Source organism: Roseateles aquatilis (genome assembly GCF_002205645.1).
GTDB lineage: Bacteria > Pseudomonadota > Gammaproteobacteria > Burkholderiales > Burkholderiaceae_C > Roseateles > Roseateles aquatilis.
Map to the genome: position 1 here is coordinate 532,838 of NZ_NIOF01000001.1, position 11,845 is coordinate 544,682.

10 protein-coding genes are annotated in these 11,845 nt (G+C 67.9%); 4 read left to right on the plus strand and 6 right to left on the minus strand.

What is annotated here, in order from left to right; all coding sequences use genetic code 11:
* Positions 1-78 precede the first annotated feature (78 nt).
* From hpnC to CDN99_RS02330, 4 genes are read left to right on the plus strand one after another with little or no spacing between them, the layout of a single operon-like run.
* Positions 79-936, plus strand: coding sequence for a squalene synthase HpnC (gene hpnC, locus CDN99_RS02315; protein ID WP_238139323.1), 858 nt, complete (start codon positions 79-81; stop codon positions 934-936).
* Entirely contained in the window at positions 933-1,871 is a 939-nt protein-coding gene (gene hpnD / locus CDN99_RS02320; RefSeq protein ID WP_088382483.1) for a presqualene diphosphate synthase HpnD, read from the plus strand. Before hpnC ends, hpnD begins: the two co-directional genes overlap by 4 nt.
* Positions 1,872-1,904: 33 nt before the next feature.
* The gene (hpnE, locus tag CDN99_RS02325) at positions 1,905-3,233 is read left to right on the plus strand and encodes a hydroxysqualene dehydroxylase HpnE (RefSeq protein ID WP_088382484.1); all 1,329 of its coding nucleotides are present in this window, start codon (positions 1,905-1,907) and stop codon (positions 3,231-3,233) included.
* A 58-nt stretch (positions 3,234-3,291) separates the two neighbouring features.
* Positions 3,292-4,059, plus strand: a complete 768-nt coding sequence (locus CDN99_RS02330; protein WP_088382485.1) for an IclR family transcriptional regulator — start codon at positions 3,292-3,294, stop codon at positions 4,057-4,059.
* 121 nt (positions 4,060-4,180) lie between these two features.
* Here CDN99_RS02330 and pbpG read toward each other — a convergent pair whose 3' ends face one another.
* From pbpG to ilvN, 6 genes are all read right to left on the minus strand, one after another.
* Complete coding sequence (gene pbpG, locus CDN99_RS02335; protein WP_088383318.1) at positions 4,181-5,191, minus strand: D-alanyl-D-alanine endopeptidase; 1,011 nt, start codon at positions 5,189-5,191, stop codon at positions 4,181-4,183.
* A gap of 184 nt (positions 5,192-5,375) precedes the next feature.
* Positions 5,376-6,917 carry a 2-isopropylmalate synthase gene (locus tag CDN99_RS02340; RefSeq protein ID WP_088382486.1) on the minus strand — a complete coding sequence of 514 codons (1,542 nt, stop codon included), beginning with the start codon at positions 6,915-6,917 and terminating at the stop codon, positions 5,376-5,378.
* A gap of 317 nt (positions 6,918-7,234) precedes the next feature.
* Complete coding sequence (leuA, locus tag CDN99_RS02345; RefSeq protein WP_088382487.1) at positions 7,235-8,920, minus strand: 2-isopropylmalate synthase; 1,686 nt, start codon at positions 8,918-8,920, stop codon at positions 7,235-7,237.
* A 264-nt stretch (positions 8,921-9,184) separates the two neighbouring features.
* The gene (pssA, locus tag CDN99_RS02350; protein ID WP_088382488.1) at positions 9,185-10,030 is read right to left on the minus strand and encodes a CDP-diacylglycerol--serine O-phosphatidyltransferase; all 846 of its coding nucleotides are present in this window, start codon (positions 10,028-10,030) and stop codon (positions 9,185-9,187) included.
* 95 nt (positions 10,031-10,125) lie between these two features.
* Positions 10,126-11,142 carry a ketol-acid reductoisomerase gene (gene ilvC / locus CDN99_RS02355; protein WP_088382489.1) on the minus strand — a complete coding sequence of 339 codons (1,017 nt, stop codon included), beginning with the start codon at positions 11,140-11,142 and terminating at the stop codon, positions 10,126-10,128.
* Between the two features lie 126 nt (positions 11,143-11,268).
* A complete protein-coding gene (ilvN, locus tag CDN99_RS02360) occupies positions 11,269-11,760 on the minus strand; it encodes an acetolactate synthase small subunit (RefSeq protein ID WP_088382490.1) in 492 nt (163 codons plus the stop codon).
* Between the last annotated feature and the right edge of the window lie 85 nt (positions 11,761-11,845).

Below are 11,845 nucleotides of genomic sequence, written 5' to 3' on the forward strand. Positions count from 1 at the left end.
CGTGTCAAACCGACGGCGTACGGTTCACCGGGGGGTACTGCTCTGTTGACGGAAGCGGCGATGGATCCTCAGCGGACAATGCCGGCCGTGAGCATAGAGCACTACGAAAACTTTCCTGTCGCTTCCTGGCTGAGCCCGCCGGCGTTGCGTCCCGCGATCGCGGCGATCTACCACTTCGCGCGGACCGCCGACGACCTGGCCGACGAGGGCGACGCCAGCGCCGACGAGCGCCTGCGCGACCTGACGGCATACCGCGCGGACCTGCGGGCGGTCGCCGCCGGCCGGCCGCCGTCGCCGCGCTGGGAGCAGCGCGTGTTCGCGCCACTGGGGCGGGTCCTGGCGTCGTTCCACCTGCCCGTGCCGCTGCTGGAGGACCTGCTCGACGCCTTCGAGCAGGACCTCGTCAAGACGGACTACGCGACCCGCTCCGAGCTGCTGGACTACTGCCGCCGCTCGGCCAATCCGATCGGGCGGCTGCTGCTGCACCTGTATGGCATCGACGACGCCCGGGCGCTACGCAGCTCCGACGCGATCTGCTCGGCGCTGCAGTTGGTCAACTTCTGGCAGGACTTCACCGTTGACGGTCCGCGAGGCCGTCTGTACGCGCCGCGGGAGGATCGTCAACGTCACGCGGTCGAGGGACAAGACCTGCTGGCGCTGCGGGACAGCCCGGGCGCCCGGGCGCTGATCGGCGAGCTTTGCGGCTGGGCCCGCGCCTTGATGACCGAGGGGGCGCCGCTGGTGCATCAGATCCCGGGCCGGGCCGGCTGGGAGCTGCGCTTGGTGGTACAAGGCGGCCTTCGTATTCTCGACAAACTGGAAGCGATGCATTTCGCCGCCTTGCTGCAACGGCCCCGGCTCGGCGCGCTCGACGCGCCGCCGCTGCTGTGGCGGGCGCTGACCATGAAGACACGCCGCCAGGAGACGGCGCGATGAACACCAAGACCGACAAGAATCCGATCGACCCGACCGACCAGCGCGCCGCCGGAGCACCTGGCCGCGCCGCCGGCGCGCCCGCGGCCTCGACGCCCGAGCAGTACGTGCAGCAGAAGGCTGCCGCCAGCGGTTCGAGCTTCTATTACGCCTTCCTGTTCCTGCCCCCGACGCGGCGCGCGGCGATCACCGCGTTCTACGCCTTCTGCCGCGAGGTGGACGACGTGGTCGACGAGGTCACCGACCCCGGCGTCGCCGCGACCAAGCTGGCCTGGTGGCGCAAGGAGGTCCTGAGCGCCTTCGGCGGCCAGCCCTCGCATCCGGCGATGAAGGCCTTGATGCCGCATGTCCAGGACTACGACATCCGCGCCGAACACCTGATGGCCGTCATCGACGGCTGCCAGATGGACCTGGAGCAGACGCGCTACCTCGACTACGCCGGCCTGCAGCGCTATTGCCACCTGGTGGCGGGCGTGGTCGGCGAGGTCGCTTCGGGCATCTTCGGCCGCACCGATGCCGCCACGATCGCCTACGCCCACAAGCTGGGCCTGGCGATGCAGTTGACGAACATCATCCGCGACGTCGGCGACGACGCCCGCCGCGGCCGCATCTACCTGCCGGTCAGCGAGTTGCAACAGTTCGACGTCAAGGCGCACGAGATCCTCAAGCGCGACGCGCCCTGGGGCTACAGCGAGCGCTTCACCGCCTTGATGAAGTTCCAGGCCGATCGCGCGCACCGGCTCTACGACGAAGCCTTCGCGCTGCTGCCCGAGGCCGACCGCAAGGCGCAGAAGCCGGGGCTCATGATGGCCAACATCTACCGCACGCTGCTGCGCGAGATCGAGGCGGAGCACTTCCAGGTCCTGCAGCAACGCATCGCGCTGACGCCGCTGCGCAAGCTGTGGATCGCGATGAAGACGAACTGGCGCGGCCGCTGACGTGATGACACGCATGAGCGCCCGACGCCCGGCATGAGCGTGCGGCTGGCCGTCGTCGGCGGCGGCTGGGCCGGACTGGCCGCGGCCGTGGAGGCGGTGTCGCTGGGCGCCGCGGTGACGCTGTTCGAGATGGCCCCGACGCTGGGCGGCCGGGCGCGCAGCCTCCCCGCCGGGCCGACCCCGGGGGACCACGCCCTCGACAACGGCCAGCACATCCTGATCGGGGCCTACGCCGACACGCTGGCGCTGATGCGCCGCGTTGGCGCGAATCCGGACGAACTGCTGCTGCGTATGCCGCTGCGGCTGCGTTATCCCGACCGCGAGACGCTGCGGTTGCCGCCCGGTCCGCCCGCCCTCGCCTTCCTGCGCGGCGTGCTCGGCTGCGGGGCCTGGGCGTGGGGCGACAGGCTGCGATTGCTCGTCGCCAGCACTGGTTGGACGATGCGCGGCTTCCGCTGCGATCCGGCCTCGACCGTCGCCGACCTGTGCGCGGACTTGCCGCGCGATGTCCGCGACGACCTGATCGATCCGCTGTGCGTCGCCGCGCTGAACACGCCCGCCGCACAGGCCAGCGCGCAGGTCTTCCTGCGGGTATTGAAGGACGCGTTGTTCACCGGCCCGGGCAGCGCCGACCTGCTGCTGCCCAGGCAGGGCCTGAGCGCGCTGCTGCCGGATCCGGCGCGCGCCTGGCTGCTCCAGCACGGCGCCACGGTCCGCACGGGGCGCGTCCAGCAACTGGCGGCGACGGGCCGCGGCTGGGCGGTCGACGGGGAGGCGTTCGACCTCGTCGTCCTTGCCAGCAGCTTGGGCGAAGCGGCGCGCCTCACGCGTGATCTCGCGCCCGCGTGGAGCGCCGTCGCCGGGGCGTTCGAGTTCCAACCCATCGTCACCATCTACCTGGAAAGCGTCGGGTCGGCGCTGCCCGCGCCGATGGTCGCACTGCGCGAATCGGCGACGGAACCCGCCCAGTTCGCCTTCGACCTCGGTCAGCTCGGCCAGCAGCCGGGGCTGTTCAGCCTCGTCGTCAGCGGTGCGGGGCCCTGGATCGCGCAGGGCCTCGATGCCACCGGCGAGGCAGCGCGGGCGCAGGCGATGCGTCGTCTCGCCTGGGCGACACCGCCGCGCATCGTGCGCGTCCTCAGCGAGAAACGCGCCACCTTCGCCTGCACGCCGAACCTGGCGCGTCCGCAAGCCTCGATCGCACCGGGACTGATGGCCGCTGGCGATTACCTCGCCGGCCCCTACCCCGCGACGCTCGAAGGCGCGGTCCGCAGCGGCCTGGCCGCCGCGCGTTCCGCATTGCAACAAAGTGGTCGCCCCGCGCCCCATCGAGGGGCAGTTGATGGACAAAAGCGACGGTAGGGATGGCTCTCGGTTTCGCCATGCAAAACCGTCGCGAAATCCTTCACAATCGTCCGCCATGAAGTCCAAGGAGCTGCAGTCCCCCGCCATCCAGGTCCTGGAGCGCACCTTCGCGCTGCTGGATGTCCTGGCCCAGCATCAGGATCCGGTGTCGCTGAAGTTGATCAGCGAGACCACCGGCTTGCACCCGTCCACGGCCCACCGCATCCTCAACGACCTGACGCTGGGTCGCTTCGTCGATCGCCCGGAGGCCGGCAGCTACCGCCTCGGGATGCGGCTGCTGGAGCTGGGCAACCTGGTCAAGGCGCGGCTGGACGTGCGCGAGGCCGCCATCGGCCCGATGCGCGAGCTCCACAAGCTGACGCATCAGCCGGTCAACCTGTCGGTCCGCCAGGGTGACGAGATCGTCTACATCGAGCGGACCTACAGCGAGCGCAGCGGCATGCAGGTCGTGCGCGCGGTCGGCGGCCGGGCGCCGCTGCACCTGACCTCGGTCGGCAAGCTGTTCCTGGCCGGCGACGATCCCCAGCGCGTGCGCGCCTACGCCACGCGCACGGGGCTGTCGGGACACACCCGCAACAGCCTCACCGACCTGTCCCATCTGGAGCGCGAGATGGCGCTGGTGCGCCAGCGCGGCGTGGCCCGCGACGACGAGGAGCTGGAACTGGGCGTGCGCTGCATGGCCGCCGGCATCTACGACGATCAGGGCAAGCTCGTAGCGGGGCTGTCGATCTCGGCGCCCGCCGACCGGCTGGAGGAAGGCTGGCTGCCCCGCTTGAAGGAAACGGCGACGCGGATCTCGGCGGCGCTCGGCTTCCGGGGCTGAGCCCGGGGCCGGCACGCGCCGGCCGGCGCGGATCGGCCGGAAACGACAAAGCGGGCACGAAGCCCGCTTTTCCATGGGTGCCCGGCGTCGCGGAGTCCCTGGCCTGGCGCCGGAGTCCGGCTTACTTCGCCAGGACCGTCGCCGCGGTGGGCGCCGACACCGTCGCCAGCGGCGAGCTCGTGCTGGTCAGCCACTTGCGCACCCGTTCCGCATCACCGATCCGCGAGTACTTCCCCGCCGAATCCAGGAACACCATGATCAGCTTGCGACCCGCCAGTTGCGCCTGCATCACCAGGCACTGCCCCGCTTCGTTGATGAAGCCGGTCTTCTGCAGGCCGATGTCCCAGTCCGACTTGCGCACCAGGCCGTTGGTCGTGCCGAAGCGGACCTGCTTGCGGCCCAGGGCCACGGTGTATTCAGGGGACGTCGACAGCTCGCGGATCAGCGGGAACTGATGCGCCGTCTTGACCAGCGCCGCCAGATCCTTGGCGCTGGACTGGTTGCGGCTGGACAGGCCGGTCGGCTCGACGTAATGGGTGTCCATCATGCCCAGCGACTGCGCCTTGGCGTTCATCGCCGCCACGAAGGCTTCCAGGCCGCCCGGGTAGTTCCGGCCCAGCGCATGCGCCGCGCGGTTCTCGGAGGACATCAGGGCCAGATGCAGCAACTCGCCGCGCGTCAGCGTGGTGCCGACGGCCAGACGCGAGCCGGTGAATTTCTCGGTGTCCTTGTCCTCGTCGCTGATGGTCAGCTTCTCGTCCAGCGACTGGTTCGCCTCGACGACGAGCAGCGCGGTCATCAGCTTGGTGATGGACGCGATCGGCAGCACCGCCTGCGGATTCTTGGAGAACAGGACCTCGTTGGTGTCCTGGTCGACGACGAAGGCGACGCTGGACTTCAGGTCGAGCGGATCTTCGGTGTCGTGCAGGCCGTACATCTGGCCGAAGGAGGGTTTGGCCGGGACGATCTCGCGGACCGGGGCGGCCGCGCGGGCCGCCACCTTGCGCGGGGACCGCGGGGCCGGTTTGGCCTTGCGCACGGTCTTCGCCTTGGCTTTGGAGGAAGACGACGCCGTCGCCGCCTGCGCCGGTTGAACCGGCGCGAGACTGGCGGTCAAGCCCGTCAGCAACATGACACCGCTGAGCGCGGCACCAGACAGCAATGTCGCAATGGTCTTCAATCCAGTCCCCAAATCAGTGGGCGCGAGTGTAGGGGATCACGGAAAGACCGGCAAGATCAAGGACTTAGTCCACTCTTTTAAAGTGTCCGAATCCGTGGCATCCGACGCGGCCCGAAGACCTTTGCCGGAGACCCTGTCAACCTTGGGCCGCGACCCGCTCCGTCTTGCTTTGCAGCTTGTTCAGAGCGCTCAAATATGCTTTGGCCGAGGCGACGACGATATCGGGGTCTGCCCCCACACCGTTCACCACGCGCCCCGCATGTTGCAGTCGCACCGTGACTTCTCCCTGCGATTCTGTGCTTCCGCTGGTGATGGCGCTGACGGAATACAGCAGCATTTCGGCCCCACTTTCGACCTTGCTCTCGATGGCCTTGAGGACCGCGTCGACCGGCCCGTTGCCGTCGCTCTCGGTGCGATGCTCGACGTCGCCGGCCGAGAACACCACCTGCGCCTGGGGGCGCTCGCCGGTTTCGGAGCGCTGCGCCAGGGCCACCAGGCGGAAGTGCTCCTGGTCCTGCGTGACCGATTCATCCATGACCAGCGCGATGATGTCCTCGTCGAAGATCTCGGACTTGCGGTCGGCCAGGTCCTTGAAGCGGACGAAGGCGGCGTTGATCTCCGCCTCCGATTCCAGCACCACACCCAGCTCCTGCAGGCGCTGCTTGAACGCGTTGCGGCCGGACAGCTTGCCCAGCACGATGCGGTTGGCGCTCCAGCCGACGTCCTCGGCGCGCATGATCTCGTAGGTGTCGCGGGCCTTCAGCACGCCGTCCTGGTGGATGCCCGACGCATGCGCGAAGGCGTTGGCGCCGACCACGGCCTTGTTCGGCTGGACGACGAAGCCCGTCGTCTGCGACACCATCCGCGACGCCGGCACGATCTGCGAGGGATCGACGCGCACGTCCAGCCCGAAGTAGTCGCGGCGCGTCTTCAGCGCCATCACGACCTCCTCCAGGGAGCAGTTGCCCGCCCGCTCGCCCAGGCCGTTGATCGTGCATTCGATCTGTCGCGCACCGCCGATCTTCACGCCGGCCAGCGAGTTGGCCACCGCCATGCCCAGGTCGTTGTGGCAGTGCACGCTCCAGATCGCGCGGTCGGAGTTGGGGACGCGCTCGCGCAAAGTCCGGATGAACTCGCCGTAGAGCTCCGGGATCGCATACCCGACGGTGTCGGGGATGTTGATGGTGCGGGCGCCCTCCTTGATCACGGCCTCGACGACACGGGCCAGGAACTCCGGGTCGGACCGATAGCCGTCCTCGGGCGAAAACTCGATGTCGTCGGTCAGCGTGCGCGCGAAACGCACCGCCTGCGTGGCCTGCTCCAGCACCTGCTCGCGGCTCATGCGCAGCTTCTTCTCCATGTGGAGCTCGCTGGTCGCGATGAAGGTGTGGATGCGCGAGCGCGCCGCCCCCTTGAGCGCCTCGGCGGCGCGCGCGATGTCGCGGTCGTTGGCCCGCGCGAGCGAGCACACCGTGCTGTCCTTGATCGCCTCGGCGATCGCCCTCACCGCCTCGAAGTCACCCTGGCTGGAGGCGGCGAAACCAGCCTCGATCACGTCGACCTTGAGCCGCTCCAGTTGCCGCGCGATGCGCAGCTTCTCATCCTTGGTCATGGACGCGCCGGGCGACTGCTCACCATCGCGAAGGGTGGTGTCGAAGATGATCAACTGGTCGGTCATGGTCGGGCTTCCTTGGGGCGGTGGCTCGTGTCGGTGGGGCGGTGGTCGTTTGGAGGTGCGTTCGGGCGAGCGGCTAGCGGTCTGGTCGCTCTGGCCAATCTGGCGGCCTGTCGACCGCACCACCGGGCGCGGCGAAGGAAGCCGGGGGGCGGCTTCCTCATAAGTCCCAAAATCGTCAGCCGCCCCCCGGCTCCCTTCGCCCACACACACCGCGCATCACGCCCTCCCAGACCGCGGACCGAGGTTCTCGACCTGGGGATCGCTTGTCGTGGGTGGCGGGCCTTGGCGTGTGCGCGTGGGTTCGCTTTGTCTCGATCTTAGGCGGTGACGCGGTCGGCGAGTTTCAGGATGCCGCGCTGCGCGGCACGGCGCAGGCCGGACACGATCGCCTTCAGCGACGCGGAAGCAATGTTGCCGTCCATGCCAACGCCAAACAACGTCGCCTCGCCCACGCGCAACTCCAGATAGGCCACCGCCTGCGCGTCGGCGCCGCTGCCCATCGCGTGCTCGTGGTAGTCGAGCACCCGGACCTGCGTCTTCAACACCTTGTTCAGGCCCTCGACGAACGCGTCGATCGGACCACTGCCCTGGCCGTCGATCTTGACCATGCGCACGCACAGGTCGGCCTGCGCGCTCACCGTCGTCTGGCCATCGGCGGCCGTGCCGATCTGCGGATGCAGCGCCGGCGCCTGCTTGACACCGTACTCGCGGTCGAAGATCTGCCACAGGTCCGCGGCGCCAAGCTCCTTGCCGTTCGTGTCCATCACGCCCTGGACAATCTGGCTGAACTCGATCTGCAGGCGGCGCGGCAGCTCGACGCCGTACTCGGCCTCGAGGAGGTAGGAGATGCCGCCCTTGCCCGACTGGCTGTTGACGCGGATCACCGCCTCGTAGCTGCGGCCCAGGTCCTTGGGGTCGATGGGCAGGTAGGGGATCTCCCAAATGTCGTCCGCCTTGCGGGCCGCGAAGGCCTTCTTGATGGCGTCCTGGTGCGAGCCGGAGAACGAGGTGTAGACCAGCTCGCCCACATACGGATGCCGCGGATGGACCGGCAACTGGTTGCAGTGCTCGACGCAGCGGCGGATCTCGTCGATGTCGGAGAAGTCCAGCGCCGGATGGACGCCCTGCGTGTACAGGTTGAGCGCGACATTCACCAGGTCGAGGTTGCCGGTGCGCTCGCCGTTGCCGAACAGGCAGCCCTCGACGCGATCGGCGCCCGCCATCAGCGCCAGCTCCGCCGCCGCCGTGCCGGTGCCCCGGTCGTTGTGCGGATGCACCGACAGGATCACGCAGTCGCGACGCTCGATGTGGCGGCCCATCCACTCGATCATGTCGGCGTAGATGTTGGGCGTCGAATGCTCGACCGTGGTCGGCAGGTTGATGATGATCTTGCGATCCGGCGTCGGTCCCCAGGCGGCGGTGACAGCGTCGACGACGCGCTTGGAGAAGGCCAGCTCGGTGCCCGAGAACATTTCCGGCGAGTACTCGAAGCGGAAGTCCGTCTCCGGCTGCCGCTCGGCCATCTCGCGGATCATCGCGGTGTGCGTGACGGCGAGGTCGACGATCTCGTCCTCGGTCATGTTCAGCACCACGCGGCGCATCACCGGCGCGACCGCGTTGTACAAGTGCACGATCGCGCGCCGGGCGCCGACCAGCGACTCGAAGGTGCGCGCGATCAGCGGCTCGCGTGCCTGCGTCAGCACCTGGATCGTGACGTCGTCGGGGATGTGCCCCTGCTCGATCAGCAGGCGGACAAAATCGAAGTCGGTCTGCGAGGCGGACGGGAAACCGACCTCGATTTCCTTGAAGCCGATCTTGACCAGCATCTGGAACATTCGCAGCTTGCGCTCGGCGTCCATGGGCTCGATCAGCGCCTGGTTGCCATCGCGCAGGTCGGTGCTCAGCCACAGCGGCGCCGTCGTGATCTGCGCATCGGGCCAGCGGCGGTCCGGGAGAGCGATGGGCGCGAAGGCGCGGTACTTGGTCTGCGGTTGCTTGAGCATGGAAGCGTTCCTGTTGGGTTCAGGGGGGCAACTCGCGGACTCTCCAGAAACAGAAACGGCCCGCTGCGAGTTGCATTCGGGCCGTTGATCTGGGATGAGCGTCTGGATGGACGGACGTGCGCGATCTAGCGAACCCGAAGGTCACCTAGTAGTAGCAGCGCAATGCTGCGAGTCGCGGTCACGGACGTCATGGTTGTCGAATATAGAGGGGCGGCGCGGGCAGCGTCAACGCCAGTGGGCGAAGGACCGCGCCGCGAGCATTCGCTATCGGTGAAGGCCGGCTTCATCGGGCTCGTCGGTCGACATCGCGATCACGCTCGCCGGCTTGCCCTTGGCGCGCCGCACGGCATAGACGATGTAGCCCGAGATGCCGTAGGCGCAGAACACGCCGAACAGCACGCGCGGCGGATCGATGTTGATGGCCGCGATGGCCAGCATGATCACGACCAGGACGATGAACGGCACCGAGCGCTTGAAGGTGATGTCCTTGAAGCTGTAGAACGGCGCGTTCGTCACCATCGTCAGGCCGGCGTACAGCGTGAATCCGAAGGCCAGCCAGGCCAGCGCCGGATCGCGGTGAATGTCCTTGTAGCCGGCGCTGTCGAGCGCCCAGATCAGGCTCATCACCAGCGCCGCGGCGGCCGGGCTGGGCACGCCCTGGAAGAAGCGCCGGTCCACGACGCCGATGTTGGTGTTGAAGCGCGCCAGGCGCAACGCGGCACCGGCGATGTAGACGAAGGCCGCGAACCAGCCCCACTTGCCCAGGCCCTGCAACGCCCACGAGTACATGATCAGCGCGGGCGCCGCGCCGAAGGAGACCATGTCGGACAACGAGTCCATCTGCTCGCCGAAGGTGCTCTGCGTGTTGGTCATGCGCGCGACGCGGCCGTCCAGGCTGTCCAGCACCATCGCGGCGAAGATGCCGTAGACGGATTGCTCGAAGCGGCCACCGATGCCCATCACGATCGCGTAGAAGCCGCTGAACAGCGCCGCCAGCGTGAAGAGGTTGGGCAGCAGGTAGATGCCCTTGTGGCGAGGACGCTGCGGCTCGTGGACGTCGGGCTCGTCCTCGTCGAGCAGGTCCACGTTCTTGTTCTGGGGTGAATTCATGGGGCGGGAGGATACCTTACGCCATCCGACGAAAAAGGCCGCGCCGGTGTGCCGGCGCGGCCTTTCGAGAACGACTTTCGTCGACTGGTTCCGGATCAGTTCTTGGACTTGTCGACCAGCTTGTTGGCCTTGATCCAGGGCATCATCGCGCGCAGTTGCTCGCCGACCTGCTCGATCGGATGCTCGGCGGTCAGGCGGCGGCGGCTGATCAGCGTCGGGGCACCGGCCTTGTTCTCCAGGATGAAGCTCTTGGCGTATTCACCGGTCTGGATGTCCTTCAGGCACTGGCGCATCGCGTCCTTGGTGGCCGCGGTCACGACGCGCGGACCGGTCACGTACTCGCCGTACTCCGCGTTGTTGGAGATCGAGTAGTTCATGTTGGCGATGCCGCCTTCATAGATCAGGTCGACGATCAGCTTGAGCTCGTGCAGGCACTCGAAGTAGGCCATCTCCGGCGCGTAGCCGGCTTCGGTCAGCGTCTCGAAACCGGCCTTGATCAGCTCGACGGCGCCGCCGCACAGCACGGCCTGCTCGCCGAACAGGTCGGTCTCGGTCTCCTCGCGGAACGAGGTCTGGATGATGCCGGCCTTGCCGCCACCGTTCGCGGCCGCGTAGCTCAGGGCCAGGTCACGCGCCTTGCCGGTCTTGTCGGCGTAGACGGCGATCAGGTGGGGCACGCCGCCGCCCTGCTTGTAGGTGTTGCGCACCGTGTGGCCGGGGGCCTTGGGGGCGACCATCCACACGTCCAGGTCCTCGCGCGGCTGCACCTGGCCGTAATGGACGTTGAAGCCGTGAGCGAAGGCCAGCGACGCGCCCTGCTTGATGTTGGGCTCGACTTCCTTCTTGTAGACATCGGCGATCTGCTCGTCGGGCAGCAGGATCATGACCACGTCGGCCGCCTTCACGGCGTCGGCGATCTCCGCGACCTTCAGGCCCGCGCCCTCGGCCTTGGACCAGGAGGCGCCGCCGCGGCGCAGGCCCACGGTGACCTTCACGCCGCTCTCGTTCAGGTTCTGGGCATGGGCATGGCCTTGTGAGCCATAACCGATGATGGTGACGTTCTTGCCCTTGATCAGGCTGAGGTCGGCGTCCTTGTCGTAGTACACGTTCATGGTGGTCTCTCCGGGGGAAATCAGGTCGGGTGGAAAAGTGGACCGCCGTCGCGGGCGAATGACGGGCGAGACGGTCCGGTGTTCAGTGAATCGTCGTGGGATGGCGGGATCGATGTCGGCCGGCGCTCAGACCCGCAGGATCCGCTCGCCGCGGCCGATGCCGCTGGTGCCGGTGCGCACCGTCTCGAGGATGGCCGCGCGGTCGATCGCGTCGATGAAGGCGTCCAGCTTGCCGGCGTCGCCGGTGAGCTCGATCGTGTAGGTCTTCTCGGTGACGTCGATGACGTGGCCGCGGAAGATGTCGGCGGTGCGCTTGAGTTCCTCGCGCTCCTTGCCGACCGCCCTCACCTTGATCAGCATGAGCTCGCGCTCGATGTAGCGGCCCTCGGTCAGGTCCACCACCTTCACGACCTCGATCAGCCGGTTCAGGTGCTTGGTGATCTGCTCGATGATGTCGTCGCTGCCGCTGGTGACGATGGTCATCCGCGACAGCGAGGCGTCCTCGGTGGGCGCCACCGTCAGGCTCTCGATGTTGTAGCCCCGGGCGGAGAACAGCGCCACGACGCGCGACAGCGCACCCGGCTCGTTCTCGATGAGCAAAGCAATGATGTGTTTCATGGAATCTCGTCCTTCGCGCTCTTCAGGCCGCCGGCGGTAACCGGTCGGCCCTTGGCCACGCTCTTCGATCAGGGAACAGGCTCGC